Here is a 16269-nt window from a genome sequence, read left to right on the forward strand (position 1 = left end):
AAATATAAAAATTGGAAGGAAGTGATTAGATGGCTATTCCATCTATTTCAGTATACAAAATGCCAGTTGAATCAGAACTACCAAAAAATAAAGTGAACTGGAAACCAGATCCGAAACGTGCGGTTCTTCTAATCCATGACATGCAAGAATATTTTCTTGATGCATATAGCGATAAAGAATCACCAAAAGTAGAACTTATTTCAAATATTAAGGTAATAAGAGAAAAATGTAAGGAACTTGGTATACCAGTTGTTTATACAGCACAACCAGGTGGACAAACGTTAGAACAACGTGGATTATTACAAGACTTCTGGGGTGACGGTATTCCTGCTGGACCAGATAAAAAGAAAATTGTCGATGAACTTACTCCTAATGAAGATGATATATTCTTAACAAAATGGAGATATAGTGCATTTAAAAAGACAAATCTATTAGAAATTTTAAATGAACAGGGAAGAGATCAACTTATTATTTGCGGTATTTATGCGCATATCGGCTGCCTTTTAACAGCTTGCGAAGCATTTATGGATGGTATAGAACCATTTTTTGTAGCAGATGCAGTTGCTGATTTTTCAATAGACCATCATAAACAAGCATTGGAGTATGCATCTAATAGATGTGCAGTAACGACATCAACAAACTTACTGTTAAAAGATTTACAAAGTGTAAAAAGTGATGAGAGTGAAGGAATCACTTTACAGGAAGTGCATGAACTAGTTGCACAACTACTTCGTGAGCCAGTAGAGAGTATTGATATTGATGAGGACTTACTAAATAGAGGACTTGATTCGGTCAGAATTATGAGTTTAGTAGAGATGTGGCGTCGCGAAGGGAAAGAAATAACTTTTGCAGATTTAGCAGAACGTCCAACTGTTTCCTATTGGTACAGTTTACTATCTTCACAGACAGCACAGGTGCTGTAACAAATAGACTACATAATAAAGGGGTAGTAAAGAATGCCTAATAGTCAAAAGGTTCGTCATTCGTTATCATCTGCGCAGACTGGTATGTGGTTTGCACAGCAATTAGATCCGCTTAATCCGATTTATAATACTGGGGAATATGTTGAAATAAACGGAAATATTAATCAAGAAATTTTCGAATTAGCAGTACGTAAAGTTGTAACAGAAGCAGAAGCACTACATGTTCGCTTCGAAGAGGATGAAATTGGTCCATGGCAAGTTATTGAAGAATTACAGTTTCATATGCATTTTATTGACGTTCGTAAAGAAGAAAATCCTGAAGAAGCTGCTAAAGTATGGATGAAAAATGATTTATCTATGCCAGTCGATTTGAAAAGAGATACTTTATTTACTGAAGCACTTATTCAAGTTGAAAATAATCGTTTCTTTTGGTATCAGCGCATCCATCACATTGTGATGGATGGCTATGGATTTTCACTTCTAAGCCAAAAGGTAGCGAAAGAGTATACATCACTTATAGAAGAAACAAGAAAGAATGAAAAGCCATTTGGTTCTCTTGCAAAAATTGTACAAGAAGATATGGAGTATCGTGAGTCTAAACAATTTCAGGAAGATCGTACTTTTTGGTTAGAAAAGTTTGCAGATGAACCGGATGTCATAAGTTTAGCAGAACGAGCGCCGAGAACATCAAATGGATTTTTACGAGAAACAGCTTATTTATCCAGTTCTAGCACGAAAACTTTACTAGAAGATATCAATGTTTCTTTAACAAATTGGCCGGAATTTATTGTAGCTGTAACAAGTATTTACATGCATAAATTAACAGGTGCAAATGATATTGTTTTAGGTTTACCAATGATGGGGCGTCTCGGTTCTGCATCTATTTATACACCGAGCATGGTAATGAATTTAGTACCACTTCGTATTACAGTAACTCCAAATATAACTCTTGCGGAATGCATACAGCAAGTTTCTAAAGAGATTCGAGAAGTACGTCGTCATCATAAATACCGTCATGAGGAATTAAGAAGAGACTTAAAGTTACTAGGTGAAAATCAAAGGTTATTCGGGCCGTTAGTGAATGTGATGCCTTTTGATTATGGGCTTAATTTTGCTGGGAATCGTGGTATTACACATAATTTATCAGCAGGACCAGTCGATGATTTATCGATAAATGTATATAAACGTTTTGATAAAAATGAGCTAATGATTCATTTTGATGCGAATCCGTTAGTATATAGTGATACGGAACTAGCATTGCATAAAGAGAGATTTATGAATGTATTAGAATTAGTGATAAATGATTATCAAAAAGACGTGTCGATTGGAAATATAAACATTACTCTTCCAGAAGAAAATCATAAAGTTTTATTCGAATGGAATGAAACTAAGGAAGCTGAGGATTTAATCACTCTACCTTTATTATTTGAAAAACAAGTACAAAAAAATCCAAATAAAATAGCGGTTACGTGTAGCGGAGTAGACCTTACGTATAAAGAGCTAAATGAACGTGCGAATGAACTAGCGCACTATTTAGTAGAAGAAGGAATAGGGCCAAATCAGTTTGTAGCTTTAGTATTTCCAAGGTCAATAGAAATGGTAGTTAGTATGCTAGCAGTTTTAAAGGCTGGTGCAGCGTATTTACCGATAGATCCAGAATATCCAGCTGAGCGAATACATTATATAGTAAATGATGCAAAACCAATTTATATCATCACACATTCATCTGTTTCATCTACTTTAGTTATAGAAAATGATATAAAAAAAATCGAATTAGATCGAGAAGAAACAGGACTAGCATTAAAAGCATATTCTCATAGGAATCTACCATTTAGAAATGATGATTCATTTTTAAAGCCTGCGTATACAATTTACACTTCAGGCTCAACCGGAAATCCAAAAGGTGTAATTGTTCCTATGAAAGCTTTAAGTAACTTTCTATTGGCTATGGACGATATGTTTTCACTAAATGAGAACGATCATTTAGTAGCAGTTACAACATTTGCGTTTGATATTTCTGCTCTAGAGATTTATTTACCTCTTATTAGTGGTGCAAGTTTAACAATTGCACAAAAAGAGGTAATTCAAGAGCCTTCTGCGTTAACGGCACTGTTACAAGAAGAAAGAGTGACAGTTATGCAAGCTACACCGACGTTATGGCAGGCGTTAGTAACTGAATATCCAGAAAGGCTACAAGGGCTAAATGTGCTCGTTGGTGGTGAAGCTCTTCCAGCCCATTTAGCAAATATATTAAAAGAATTAGGTTGCTCTATTACAAACTTATATGGACCAACTGAAACGACTATTTGGTCTACTGTCATGAACATTAATGAAAATGAAATTGGTATACCTCCTATTGGAAAGCCAATTTGGAGTACAGACGTGTATGTATTAGATGCAGGTTTACAACCAGTACCACCTGGATTAATTGGTGAATTATATATTGCAGGGGAAGGGCTTGCGAACGGATATTTAGGAAAACCAGAGTTAACGGCTGAACGGTTTGTTGCAGATCCTTATGGAAAACCAGGGAAGCGCATGTACCGCACAGGTGATCTTGTGAAATGGCGTAACGATGGTGTGTTAGAGTACATGAGCCGCGCAGATCATCAAATTAAAATTCGTGGTTTCCGAATTGAATTAGCTGAAATTGAAATGGTATTACAACGACATGAATATATTCAACAAGCGGTAGTAATGGTACGGGAAGATCGCCCAAATGATAAACGAATCATTGCGTATATCGTTGCCGAAGGGAATGAAGGGATTAACCTTTCAGAAATTCGTTCTTATGTTTCAGAAAGTTTAGCGAATTATATGGTGCCATCGGCATTTGTTGTGCTAGAAGAATTACCATTAACGCCAAATGGAAAGGTTGATAGAAAGAAATTACCTGCTCCTGATTTTAATGAAATGAACAAGGAGCGAGTTGCTAGAAATCCGAAAGAAGAAATATTATGTGATTTATTTGCAGAAGTACTTGGTGTTTCTCGCATTAGCATTGATGATAATTTCTTTGAAATGGGTGGCCATTCGCTTCTTGCATCTCGTCTAATGGCAAGAATTCGTGAAACGTTAAGTGTTGAATTAGGAATAGGAAAACTATTTGAATCGCCAACTGTTGCTGAACTGGCGAAACAATTGGATCAAGCAAAAACTGCAAGACCAGCTATTAAGAAAGTAAGTAGACCAAATGAAGTTCCACTTTCATTTGCACAGCGCAGGTTATGGTTCTTAAATTGTTTAGAAGGTCCAAGTCCTACTTATAATATTCCATTAGTCGTTCGTATTTCTGGAAAGTTGAACGAGGAAGCATTGCAAGGTGCCTTTTATGATTTAGTTGAGAAACATGAAACGCTTAGAACGATTTTCCCTAACGTATTAGGTAGTTCCTATCAGAAAATTTTAGATATGGAAAATTTAAATCTAGAAATGATAATAACAAAAACATGTAAAGATGAATTAGAAAGTGTGCTTGCAGAGGCGGTAAGATATAGTTTTAACCTTGATGTTGAACCAGCAGTTCGTCTGCAACTATTTACAGTGAATGAAAACGAACATGTATTACTAATTCTATTGCACCATATTGTAGGGGATGGCTGGTCATTACAACCGTTAACGAGAGATTTTACAGTGGCATATAAAGCACGATGTCAAGGTAACAGAGTGCAGCTAGAGACACTTCCAGTTCAATACGCAGATTATGCACTTTGGCAACAACAGTTGCTTGGTGATGAAACTACAGAAGAGAGTCTTATTTCAACACAATTAGAGTTTTGGAAGAAAGAGCTAGAAGGTTTACCAGATCAGCTGGAGTTACCTACAGATTACCAGCGTCCAATTGAAACGAGTTATCGCGGAGAAACACTTCATTTTCAAATAGATGCGGGTATGCATAGTAGGTTAGTAGAGCTTGCACGGAAAAACGGAGTTAGTTTGTTTATGGTGTTGCAAGCAGGACTTAGTGCACTATTTACAAGATTAGGTGCAGGTACTGATATACCAATTGGTAGTCCGATTGCTGGAAGAAATGATGATGCACTCTCTGACATAGTCGGTTTATTTGTAAATACATTAGTGTTACGTACAAATACAGCAGGAGATCCAAGCTTTAAAGAATTATTGAATAGAGTGAAGCAATCAAATCTTGCAGCTTATGAAAATCAAGATGTTCCATTTGAACGACTCGTTGAAGTGTTAAATCCAGTACGTACTCGAAATAGTCATCCGCTGTTTCAAGTTATGTTAGCTTTCCAAAATACGCCAGAAGCAACGTTTGATGCTCCGGATATAGAAGCGAACCTTGAAATTCAAAGCGTTGGTTCTGCCAAGTTTGATCTAACATTTGAAATTAGCGAGAGTAACGGAGTTGATGGTACTCCAGATGGCTTAAACGGATTACTAGAATTTAGTACGGATTTATATACACGTGAAACAGTTCAAAAATTAGTTGAACGATTTATTTTGTTATTAGATGATGCAGCGAAACATCCGGATCAATCAATTGGCACATTAGAAATATTAACTTTAGCAGAGAAAAATACAGTGTTAGAAAAGTGGAATGGTGGTTTTCAAATTGTACCAGAAATGACATTGCCACAATTATTTGAAAAGCAGGCTCATATAAATCCAAATTCTATTGCTGTCGTCTTTGAAGATGAAAAGTTAACTTATGAAGAGTTGAATAAAAAAGCGAATAAAATAGCTCGATTGCTAATAGCAAATGGAGTAGGCCCTGATCAACTCGTTGCTTTAGCGATGCCGAGATCTTTAAATATGGTTGTAAGCTTACTAGCTGTTCTGAAAGCTGGTGCGGGATACCTTCCGTTAGATCCGGATTATCCGTCAGATCGTATTTCATTTATGCTCCACGATGCGAAACCATCATGTGTTTTAACAAATTCAGATGTGGAAATTGAATGTGATGAGGAACTGAAAATTTTAGTTGATGATGTGAAAGTAATAGGGGAAATTGAGAAATATAGTGAAGACAATATTGATGAAATGGAGCGCATGAAGCAGTTATCTCCTTCGCACATTGCGTATGTTATTTATACATCAGGCTCAACTGGTAGACCGAAAGGCGTTATGATACCTCATCAAAATGTAGTAAGACTTTTAGGAGCAACTGATCATTGGTTCCAATTTGACGAGAACGATGTATGGACAATGTTTCATTCATATGCTTTTGATTTCTCGGTTTGGGAAATTTGGGGACCTTTATTATATGGTGGGCGTTTAGTCGTAGTACCACATACTGTAAGTCGCTCGCCGAAAGAATTTTTACAACTTCTTGTTAAAGAAAAGGTAACTGTTTTAAACCAAACTCCATCAGCGTTCTATCAATTGATGCAAGCAGATCATGAAAATGAAGAAATTGGCCAAAAATTATCTTTACGATATGTTGTTTTTGGAGGAGAAGCACTTGAGCTAAGTCGATTAGAAGATTGGTATTGTCGACATTCTCATAACGCACCAAAACTTATTAATATGTACGGTATTACGGAGACGACAGTACATGTTAGTTATATTGAATTAGATGAAACAATCGTCTCTTTACGAGCAAACAGTTTAATTGGGTGTAGTATACCTGATCTTAAAGTGTATGTGTTAGACAACTATTTACAACCGGTGCCACCTGGAGTAGTTGGAGAAATGTATGTTGCAGGTGCAGGGCTTGCTCGTGGATATTTAGGAAGAGCAGGCTTAACAGCAGAACGTTTTATTGCAGATCCATTTGGTAAGCCAGGTACAAGAATGTATCGTACTGGGGACTTAGCACGTTGGCGTCAAGATGGGACGCTAGATTATATAGGACGTGCAGATCATCAAATAAAAATTCGTGGATTCCGAATTGAATTAGGGGAAATAGAAGCGGTAATAATGAAACATCCTAAAGTTGAGCAAGTAGCCGTTATTGTACGGGAAGATCAACCAGGGGATAAACGGTTAGTTTCTTATATCGTCGCATCAAATAATGAAATGATTGATACGAATGAAATGCGTAAGTATGCTGGAGGTAGTTTACCAGATTACATGGTTCCATACGCTTTTGTAGTAGTAAATGAGTTGCCTTTAACTCCAAACGGTAAATTAGATAGAAAGGCATTGCCGGCTCCAGAATTTATCGCATCATCTTCTAGTCGTGGACCAAGAACACCGCAAGAAGAAATGTTATGTGACTTGTTTACAGAAATTTTAAGTGTGCCGCAAATTGGAATTGATGACGGATTCTTTGATTTAGGTGGCCATTCACTTCTTGCAGTGCAGCTTATGAGTCGTATTAAAGAAGCACTTGGGGTCGAACTAAATATCGGAACTTTATTTGCAGCACCTACTGTTGCGGGTCTTGCTGAAAGACTTGAAGTGGGAAATGGACAAAGTGCACTTGATGTGTTGCTTCCATTACGAGCAAGCGGAGACCAATTACCACTATTTTGTGTACACCCAGCAGGTGGATTAAGTTGGTGCTATGCAGGACTTATGAAATCTTTAGGAACAAATTATCCAATCTACGGTGTCCAAGCACGTGGTATTGCTAAAAATGAAGAACTTCCAAAAAGTTTAGAGGAGATGGCGGCGGATTATTTAAAACACGTTCGTGAAGTACAGCCTCACGGACCATATCGTTTACTCGGTTGGTCGCTCGGAGGAAATGTTGTGCATGCAATGGCGGCGCAACTGCAAAATGAAGGGGAAGAAGTAGAATTACTCGTTATGCTGGATTCTTATCCAGGTCACTTCTTACCGAATACGGAAGCACCTACTGAAGAAGAAGCGTTAATCGCATTACTTGCTTTAGGTGGATACGATCCAGATAACATGGATGGTAAACCACTTACGATGGAAAGTGCAGTAGAAATACTTCGTAAAGATGGAAGTGCATTAGCAAGTCTTGAAGAAGAGACGATTTTAAATTTGAAAGAAACATATGTAAATTCGGTAGGATTGTTAGGGAAATATGTACCGAAAGTTTATAACGGAGATATTTTATTCTTTAGATCTACTGTTATACCAGACTGGTTCGATCCTATCTCTCCAAATACGTGGCTAAATTATTTAGAGGGGCAAATTGTGCAACACCATATTGATTGTAGACATAAAGATTTATGTCAACCAGGACCACTTACAGAGATTGGACAAGTATTAGCGAAATATTTGCAGGATAAGAAAGGGGTAAGTACAGTATGACGAATCCGTTTGAAAATGATAATTACACATATAAAGTACTAAAAAATGAGGAGGGCCAGTATTCTCTCTGGCCTGTTTTTCTTGATGTACCTATTGGTTGGAATGTCGTGCATGAAGAGGCTAGTAGGAATGATTGTTTAAAATATGTTGAAAATAACTGGGAAGATTTGAATCCGAAAAGTAAACAAGTGGGCGAAAAAATATTAGTAGGAAAACGATAATGAAGGCAAAAATAAATCCAAAAGTAGTTGTAAGCATCGTATATATAACAGCGATGTTTATGGCTACGATGGATGCAACGATTGTGAATGTAGCACTCCAAACGATAAGTAAAGAACTACAAGTGCCTCCATCTGCAATGGGGACGGTTAATGTTGGGTATTTAGTTAGCTTAGCTGTTTTTCTTCCGATTTCTGGTTGGTTAGGAGATTGCTTCGGTACGAAAAGAGTATTTCTAACCGCTCTTTTCGTATTTACAACTGCGTCTGCATTATGTGGAATAGCGAATGATATTACTTCATTGAATCTTTTTCGCATCATGCAAGGTGCTGGCGGGGGGCTTTTAACACCAGTTGGGATGGCGATGTTATTCCGAACATTTTCACCAGAGGAAAGGCCGAAAATTTCACGGTTTATTGTGTTGCCAATTGCTGTAGCACCGGCAGTAGGACCAATTATTGGCGGTTTTTTTGTAGATCAAATGTCTTGGCGCTGGGCATTTTATATTAATTTACCGTTCGGAATCGTAGCATTACTATTCGGTCTACTATTTTTAAAAGAGCATATTGAAAAATCAGCTGGTCGCTTTGATTCTCTCGGTTTTGTTCTTTCAGCACCAGGATTCGCGATGCTTATCTATGCACTTAGTCAAGGGCCGTCAAAAGGCTGGGGTTCTTCAGAGATTATAAGTACTGGAATAGCTGGTATTGTATTCATTACATTGTTTATCATTGTAGAACTTAGAGTAAAGCAACCGATGTTAGATTTACGCTTATTAAAAGAACCAGTCTTTAGAAAAATGAGTCTTATTTCATTGTTTTCATCCGCTGGTTTACTAGGAATGTTATTTGTTTTTCCACTTATGTATCAAAATGTAATAGGAGTTTCCGCATTGGAATCTGGTCTTACGACATTCCCAGAGGCGATTGGGTTAATGATATCGTCACAGATTGTGCCATGGTCATATAAGAAACTAGGAGCTCGAAAGGTAATTTCTATTGGATTAATTTGTACGGCGATTATCTTTGTTTTATTAAGTTTTGTAAATCACGTTACGAACCCATGGCAAATTCGGGCATTATTGTTTGGTATCGGTATTTTCTTAGGTCAGTCTGTTGGAGCAGTTCAATTTTCTGCATTTAATAATATCACGCCACCTTCTATGGGGAGAGCTACGACTATATTTAATGTGCAAAATCGATTAGGTTCAGCGATAGGAGTTGCAGTTTTAGCTAGTATACTAGCCGGTTTTGGAAATAACAGTGTACAAAATAATGCTCAGTCAGATTTCTTACCATATCAAGCTGCGTTAATTGGATCAGCAATATTTTTACTCGTAGCATTACTATTTTCTTTACGTATTTCTGATAAAGAGGTAATGGCAAAGAAGAAGAAAAAGCCGTTATCTATATTACAAAAAGAGAAAGAAGTTGTAAACGAATAAGTTATAGAATAATAATACTCTTTTGAAATAAAATGATATTGTTTTTTAGAAGGAGAGAGTTTACATGATAGAGAGTAAAGTTGTAGATTCTGTACCAACTCTTAATGAGAATAGTTGTCAAATATGGTGGGCAAGAATTTCAGATTTACAAACATGGCATTACAATTTACTAAATGATGTTGAACGAGAGAAAGCAAATTCATATCATCATTCGGCAGATCGTGCACGATTTATAATAGGTTGTGTAATTAGTAGGTTAGTTCTTGGTAAAATACTTTCTATGTTACCAGTTCAAGTGCCAATTGATAGGATGTGTCCAGTATGTAAGTTACAACATGGCAGACCGCAATTGCCAAAAGGAATGCCACAAATATCTGTTTCACATTCGGGTGAGTGGGTTGTTGTTGCATTTACAAAGTCTGCACCTGTAGGCGTTGATGTTGAACAAATGAATCCAAATGTAGATGTTATGAAAATGGCAGAGGGCGTATTAACAGACATTGAAATAGCACAAGTTATGAAGTTACCTAATGAACAGAAAATAGAAGGTTTTTTAACATATTGGACTCGAAAAGAAGCGGTACTAAAAGCGACAGGTGAAGGACTAATGATTTCACCAGTAGGTATTACTGTATCAGCTCCAAATGATCCTCCAAATTTGTTAGTTTTTAAGGATAGGCAAGAGTTAGTAGAAAATACAATGATGGAGGATATAAGGCCAAGTGCAGATTATATGGCTTCAATTGCAATATTTAGTAAAGAAGTAACTGAAATTACACAGTTAGACGCAGTAGCGCTTTTAAATTATAAATAAGTTAAATAAAAAATCTTATAGAAGAGGTGTTCCTCATGTTAGTAGCGGAAAATAGAACAAATGAATTCACTTATAATGTACAAGCAATTAAAAATATTTTATTTTCTGGAGATACATCATCTATTCATGCTTTAGAAAAGCTTTTGAATGATACAGTTCAGTTTGAAATTCTCGAACAAGAGGTACTTGATAGACAGTACATCCCGAAAGAAGCAAAGAATTTCTTTGATAAAAACGGAACATTTCTTTACCGTGTATCCAATGTTAGTTATAAAGGAAAAGTGTTATCTGAGAATCTAATTTTTGCGGACACTTCGTTTTTACCAAATACAATTAAGAGTGAATTAGAGAGTGGGAATATTCCAGTTGAAAAAATTATAGAAAAGATGGAAGTAAGAAGAAACGTATTATACGAAGGATATCAGCCATCTGGGAATATTATTGAATTGTTTGATGGATGCTCTGTTACGGCGAATGTGTATCCAACTAGAAAATATCAAATTGTAAGTAATTGCAAATGCATATTTTATATTTGTGAAGTATATCATGCAGAGAATATAAAAAATCTGCTTAAATAGAAAATAAGAAACCAGCCTATAAAATGGCTGGTTTCTTATTTATTTCACAGCTTCTTTTAACTCTTTACCAGCTTTAAATGCTGGAACTTTACCAGCAGCGATTTGAATTTCTTCGCCAGTTTGTGGATTACGTCCTGTACGAGCAGATCTTTCGCGCACTTCAAACGTTCCAAAGCCGATTAATTGAACTTTATCGCCAGATTGTAATGCAGTAGCAATTGTGTCAAATACGGATTGTACCGCTGCAGAAGCTTCCTTTTGAGAAATATCAGCGGATTGTGCCACGTTTTTAACTAATTCTGTTTTGTTCATGTTTTCACCTCATAAAAAGTTTTTTAGAATGAATGTTTTAGTATAATGGATAGTATAGAGAAAGCTATTTATATGGTTAGAAAGAATACTATATAGTTATGTTAATTTCGTTGTAAGAGACTGAATCCCTGCTAATAATTAGGGATTAATTAAGAATTGATGTATAGAAAATGCTGTAATATGAGGATGAGGGGGAGTATATGAATGATTTTTCGTGAAAAGAATGAGAAAGAAAGTATATTAATTCGTCAACATGATCATGGTTTTTTAGCTGGAGAGATTGCAAAGCATATAAAAGAAGATTTTTTTGAAGATGAAACATACTTAAAAGAGACAATTGATGCAATTTATGAGCATGATAGAGGATGGATAGAACTTGATAAAGTACCAATATTGAATGATGCTAAAAATATTCCATATACATTTATGGATTGTCCAAGTTCATTGCGTTTTGTTTTTTATACGATTGGTTTGAATGAAATTGAAGATTCGAATCCATACGGAGCATTACTTTGTAGTAAACATTTTTTATCATTTTCATTAAATGACGAAGACGAAGAAATGATGTCTTTTTATAAACATGAATTGAAACGACAAAAAAGAATTTTGAAAACGTTAACGAAAGAACAATTTACGATGTTCGATAAACATTATAGATTATTAAAGTTTTGCGATGAACTTTCTTTATATGTGTGTATGAATAAACCTGGCGCAGAAAAGGAAGATGAAATTGATTTGTTTAAAGATGGTTTTGAAGGAACGGAAATGTTTAATAGTAAGGTGGAGAAACTTATTCAAGCTGAATGGGTGGACGAGGAAACAATTCGGATTACACCGTTTCCATTTCAAACGGAATTTCATACGCATGTAAAATATAAAACTATAAATAAACATGTAGTTGAAGAAAAAGGGATTGCAAAAGCTGATAGAGAATCGGAAATGGAGAAACAAAACATTCGTTTCGTACAATAAGGAGGCGATTTAGATTGAAAGAGTACATGTTAAAACAGTTTGATTACCATGATTGGGCTAATACACGATTATTCAATCGATTAAAAGAGTTACCAAGCTATGAGATAATCTTTAGCGAAAAGATACAGAGTGTATTTCCATCAATTAAGGATACTTTTGCGCATATTTATATTACAGATCAAGTGTGGTTACACATATTGCATGGTAAAAGTATGAATGAAGCAATACAAGACCGAGAAAATTTACGAAAACAAATCGAAACTAAATCGTTACATGAATTAGAAAAAATGTTTAAAAACATGGCAAATCAATATAAAGACTTTTTAATTACAATACAAGACGTGAATGCTGTATTTGTTATCGAGAATCCATATGCAGGGAAATTAGAAACTTCAATTTTAGAGTTAGTACAACATGTCGTAAATCATGGTACATATCATAGAGGAAATATAACAGCGATGATCCGTCAACTCGGTCATTCGTCGACAATGACGGATTTTGTACTGTATTTACATATGGTGCAGAAGGAGGGGGAGTAATATAGTTTGTAAGAAGGAGAGCCTTTAATTGTAAAAGTCTCTCCTTCTATTTTATCTCGCACTAATGGCAGATCACTGATTAAAGTTTTACATTATTTCTTAAGAGGCTTTATTTTCTTGTAATTGTTTAGCATATTGTATAGCTTTATATGCATTGACTCTACCATTTTTCCAATACGTACCTGTACCACTAATTTTATCAGACGTTGACTCAATAATTTGGCGGATTTGTGTATTGCTATATCCTTGATTTGCTAAAAGAGCAGCGACTCCTGCAACATGAGGTGTTGCCATAGATGTACCACTTAATGATTGATACGTGCTTCCTTTATATGTGGAATATATATTTGAACCTGGTGCTGCAACATCTACCCAGTTACCATAAGTAGAAAATGAAGATTTTCTATCTGATTGATCTGTAGAAGCAACTGCAATCACCTCGTTGTAATAAGCAGGATAATTAGCTTTTGTATTTCCAGCATTTCCAGCAGCTGAAACAATAACAGAGCCTTTATTCCATGCATATTGAACGGCTTGTTGTAAAGCAGTCCCACCATTTGGAGCGCCTAAGCTTAAGCTAATTACTTTTGCACCTGAATCAGCAGCTTCTCTAATCCCTTGCGCTACAGCATCAAGAGTACCACTTCCTTGATTATCTAATACGCGGATGGCATAAATTGAAGTTTGTGGGGCAACACCAGCAATTCCAACACTATTATTCGTAAGTGCTCCAGTAATTCCAGCGCAATGCGTACCATGACCATTACCATCATCAGATGTATTGTCGTTGTCAACATAATCATGTCCGTAAATTACTTTCGAAGCTAAATCAGGGTGTGAACCTTGAACTCCTGTATCAATAATAGCTACTTTTACACCAGGATCACTTCGTTGACTATCCCAAGCTTGTGGAGCTTGAATTTTTTGCAATCCATATTGATTTTTAAAATATGGGTCGTTCGGAGTCCAAAAGGCGTGAACGTAATAATTCGGTTCTGCATATTCCACATCTGGATTATTTTTATAGCTTTTTATTTTTTCTTTGACAGTACCTTTTGAAAATTGAACGACTTCAAAACCTAACGTATCATCTTTAGATAAAACGTTAGCACCGACAGATTTGTGAAAAGATTGAACATTACTTAAAGAGGCATTTTGTTTGAACTTAACGATTAATTGGTTAGGGACGTAATCAGTAGATGATGTTTCAGCACTTGAAGTATTTGTGTTAAAAAAGAAACCACCAATAATAAATGATAAAACAGATAGGAAAACAATGATTTTGTTTTTCAAAAGATTTTTCCTCCCTTTTCTTGGATGAGTTTTTCGGCGACACTTTAATGTCACATTCCTTTTCAACTATATAGTTAGACCATACGATTTATGTCATTTATGTGAAAAACTTTTAGTGGAATAAAAAAAGGGAAAGATCGATATAAATATATTTTTCATGACATTTACTGAGTTAGAAAATGAAAAAAGGAATGCTCATTATGTATGAGTCATTCCTTTTTTTATATTAACTTGCCTGTTTTTTATGACTTTCTTTCAATTTCTCTGCTTGTAAAAAGCGATTCGTTTCAGCAACAACAATACCACTTAACCCAATAAGGCCAATTAAGTTTGGAATCGCCATAAGTCCATTTGCAATATCAGCAAATGTCCATACGATACCTAGTTTTAAATTAGCCCCAATAGCAATCATGACGATAAAGATTGCTTTATAATATTTAACAGCACCTTCTCCAAATAAATAAGCCACGCACTTCTCGCCGTAATACGACCATCCTAAAATAGTAGAGTAGGCAAATAATATAATTGCGATACCAAGAATCATACTACCAGCAGTGCCAAATACAGATTGGAACGCAAGTGTTGTCGCTTCAACGCCAGTTTTACCTGATTTCCATGCACCTGTAGTAATTAATACTAGCCCTGTAATGGTACATACAATAAACGTATCTAGAAAAGTACCAGTCATAGAAACTAAAGCTTGCTTTGCAGGTGAATCTGTTTTTGCAGCCGCTGCGGCAATAGGGGCACTTCCTAAACCAGCTTCGTTCGCAAATACACCGCGCGCCATTCCGATTTGAATAGCTGATGCAATTGTTGCGCCAATAAAACCACCAGCCGCTGCAGTCCCATTGAATGCGCCAGAAAAAATAAGTGAGAATGCTTCTGGAATTTGATCGTAGTGATAGAAAATAATAATAAGCCCAGCAATGATATAAAAGAAAGCTTTAATAGGAACGATATATCCTGTCACTTTCCCGATTTTTTTCACACCGCCTAAAATAACAATGGCGATTAAAAACGACATGAATATACCAGTTAAAGCAGGAGGAAAAGAGAAATTAATTCGCATTGCCTCTGCAACTGAGTTAGATTGCACCATATTACCGATACCGAAAGAAGCAGTTGTGCCGAATATAGCGAATAAAACAGCAAGCCATTTCTTACCTAAACCACGTTCTAAATAGTACATTGGTCCACCTGAATATTCACCATTTTCATTACTAACACGGTATTTCACCGCAAGAATTGCTTCGGCATACTTTGTTGCCATACCGAACAAAGCAGTAATCCACATCCAAAAGATTGCACCGGGTCCACCAATCGTTACAGCAGTTGCAACACCGGCTATATTCCCCATACCAATCGTTGCCGCCATAGCTGTCATAAGTGCTTGGAAGTGGCTAATATCTCCAGAGGAAGATGTATCTTCTGATTTTTTAAAAGCTAGTTTGTGAGCGTATAATAGTTTACTAAACTGTAAACCTTTTAAACGCACTGTGAGAATGATACCAGTACCAACGAGTAACAATAACGTTGGTAATCCCCACACATAGTGATTGATTTGTTCTAATACTGTACTTACTGTCTCCATCTGTATTCTCCTTTTTATGAAAAAATAAAAACCACTTCAAGTAAATGAAATGGTCTCTGGAGAAACAAGGGATAGAAAAATAAACCGATACAAATCGGCATTTTCTTTCGCTTGTCTCTGTCCTTTTACCTGAGAGATTATCCGCTATAGTAGCGGATTTGCTCCTTCGGTGCTCTTTTTCCTCCGCGCTATATAAAAGCGAGAGGGAGTCTCTCCAGAGATTCGTCCCCATGCAGTTCTACTTGTAAACAAGACCTGAGAGTTTCAAAGTTGATTCAGCAACTTTTTGCCCCGTCGGTAGATCAATAGACCTTCTCCTGAATGGTTCATCCGAATTATAAAATTTATAAAAATATTGATTGTAAATCAATAAAAACATTATAGACAGAC

General features: G+C 36.0%; 11 protein-coding genes and 1 riboswitch. Of the genes, 8 read left to right on the plus strand and 3 right to left on the minus strand.

Features of this window, described 5'->3' with window-relative positions; all coding sequences use genetic code 11:
* The first annotated feature begins 29 nt into the window (after nucleotides 1-29).
* The 6 genes from DT250_RS27120 (at nucleotide 30) to DT250_RS27145 (ending at nucleotide 11169) form a co-directional block, all read left to right on the plus strand.
* Complete coding sequence (locus DT250_RS27120; protein WP_149213989.1) at nucleotides 30-923, plus strand: isochorismatase family protein; 894 nt, start codon at nucleotides 30-32, stop codon at nucleotides 921-923.
* Between the two features lie 33 nt (nucleotides 924-956).
* The gene (locus DT250_RS27125; RefSeq protein ID WP_149213990.1) at nucleotides 957-8114 is read left to right on the plus strand and encodes an amino acid adenylation domain-containing protein; all 7158 of its coding nucleotides are present in this window, start codon (nucleotides 957-959) and stop codon (nucleotides 8112-8114) included.
* Nucleotides 8111-8335 carry an MbtH family protein gene (locus tag DT250_RS27130; RefSeq protein ID WP_088063306.1) on the plus strand — a complete coding sequence of 75 codons (225 nt, stop codon included), beginning with the start codon at nucleotides 8111-8113 and terminating at the stop codon, nucleotides 8333-8335. Before DT250_RS27125 ends, DT250_RS27130 begins: the two co-directional genes overlap by 4 nt.
* Entirely contained in the window at nucleotides 8335-9777 is a 1443-nt protein-coding gene (locus DT250_RS27135) for an MDR family MFS transporter (RefSeq protein WP_149213991.1), read from the plus strand. Before DT250_RS27130 ends, DT250_RS27135 begins: the two co-directional genes overlap by 1 nt.
* Before the next feature lie 64 nt (nucleotides 9778-9841).
* The gene (sfp, locus tag DT250_RS27140; RefSeq protein ID WP_088122065.1) at nucleotides 9842-10591 is read left to right on the plus strand and encodes a 4'-phosphopantetheinyl transferase Sfp; all 750 of its coding nucleotides are present in this window, start codon (nucleotides 9842-9844) and stop codon (nucleotides 10589-10591) included.
* Between the two features lie 35 nt (nucleotides 10592-10626).
* Nucleotides 10627-11169: a hypothetical protein gene (locus tag DT250_RS27145; protein ID WP_046955745.1), complete on the plus strand. Its 543-nt coding sequence runs from the start codon at nucleotides 10627-10629 to the stop codon at nucleotides 11167-11169.
* A 39-nt stretch (nucleotides 11170-11208) separates the two neighbouring features.
* Here the strand turns inward: DT250_RS27145 and DT250_RS27150 are convergent, their stop codons facing one another.
* Nucleotides 11209-11481 (minus strand): HU family DNA-binding protein, encoded by a 273-nt coding sequence (locus DT250_RS27150; RefSeq protein WP_001043960.1) that lies wholly within the window; start codon nucleotides 11479-11481, stop codon nucleotides 11209-11211.
* A 204-nt stretch (nucleotides 11482-11685) separates the two neighbouring features.
* Here DT250_RS27150 and DT250_RS27155 point away from each other — a divergent pair, with 204 nt between their 5' ends.
* Together DT250_RS27155 and DT250_RS27160 are read left to right on the plus strand one after the other, a co-directional pair.
* The gene (locus DT250_RS27155) at nucleotides 11686-12453 is read left to right on the plus strand and encodes a DUF3891 family protein (RefSeq protein ID WP_149213992.1); all 768 of its coding nucleotides are present in this window, start codon (nucleotides 11686-11688) and stop codon (nucleotides 12451-12453) included.
* Nucleotides 12454-12467: 14 nt separating this feature from the next.
* On the plus strand, nucleotides 12468-12992 hold the full coding sequence (locus DT250_RS27160) for a DinB family protein (protein ID WP_149213993.1): 525 nt from the start codon (nucleotides 12468-12470) through the stop codon (nucleotides 12990-12992).
* Nucleotides 12993-13091: 99 nt separating this feature from the next.
* On the opposite strand, the gene DT250_RS27165 is transcribed toward DT250_RS27160, so the two are convergent.
* Complete coding sequence (locus tag DT250_RS27165; RefSeq protein WP_060488697.1) at nucleotides 13092-14285, minus strand: S8 family peptidase; 1194 nt, start codon at nucleotides 14283-14285, stop codon at nucleotides 13092-13094.
* A gap of 226 nt (nucleotides 14286-14511) precedes the next feature.
* Complete coding sequence (locus DT250_RS27170) at nucleotides 14512-15879, minus strand: alanine/glycine:cation symporter family protein (protein WP_000451054.1); 1368 nt, start codon at nucleotides 15877-15879, stop codon at nucleotides 14512-14514.
* A gap of 107 nt (nucleotides 15880-15986) precedes the next feature.
* Nucleotides 15987-16107, minus strand: a riboswitch (glycine riboswitch).
* Nucleotides 16108-16269: the final 162 nt, after the last annotated feature.

It is taken from the genome of Bacillus sp. AR2-1, assembly GCF_008368755.1.
GTDB lineage: Bacteria > Bacillota > Bacilli > Bacillales > Bacillaceae_G > Bacillus_A > Bacillus_A wiedmannii.

Excerpts from the sequence above, each read along its gene's own strand:
- DT250_RS27120 (WP_149213989.1), top strand. The coding sequence starts at position 30 with ATGGCTATTCCATCTATTTCAGTATACAAAATGCCAGTTGAATCAGAA.
- DT250_RS27125 (WP_149213990.1), top strand. The coding sequence starts at position 957 with ATGCCTAATAGTCAAAAGGTTCGTCATTCGTTATCATCTGCGCAGACT.
- DT250_RS27130 (WP_088063306.1), top strand. The coding sequence starts at position 8,111 with ATGACGAATCCGTTTGAAAATGATAATTACACATATAAAGTACTAAAA.
- DT250_RS27135 (WP_149213991.1), top strand. The coding sequence starts at position 8,335 with ATGAAGGCAAAAATAAATCCAAAAGTAGTTGTAAGCATCGTATATATA.
- sfp (WP_088122065.1), top strand. The coding sequence starts at position 9,842 with ATGATAGAGAGTAAAGTTGTAGATTCTGTACCAACTCTTAATGAGAAT.
- DT250_RS27145 (WP_046955745.1), top strand. The coding sequence starts at position 10,627 with ATGTTAGTAGCGGAAAATAGAACAAATGAATTCACTTATAATGTACAA.
- DT250_RS27150 (WP_001043960.1), bottom strand. The coding sequence starts at position 11,481 with ATGAACAAAACAGAATTAGTTAAAAACGTGGCACAATCCGCTGATATT.
- DT250_RS27155 (WP_149213992.1), top strand. The coding sequence starts at position 11,686 with ATGATTTTTCGTGAAAAGAATGAGAAAGAAAGTATATTAATTCGTCAA.
- DT250_RS27170 (WP_000451054.1), bottom strand. The coding sequence starts at position 15,879 with ATGGAGACAGTAAGTACAGTATTAGAACAAATCAATCACTATGTGTGG.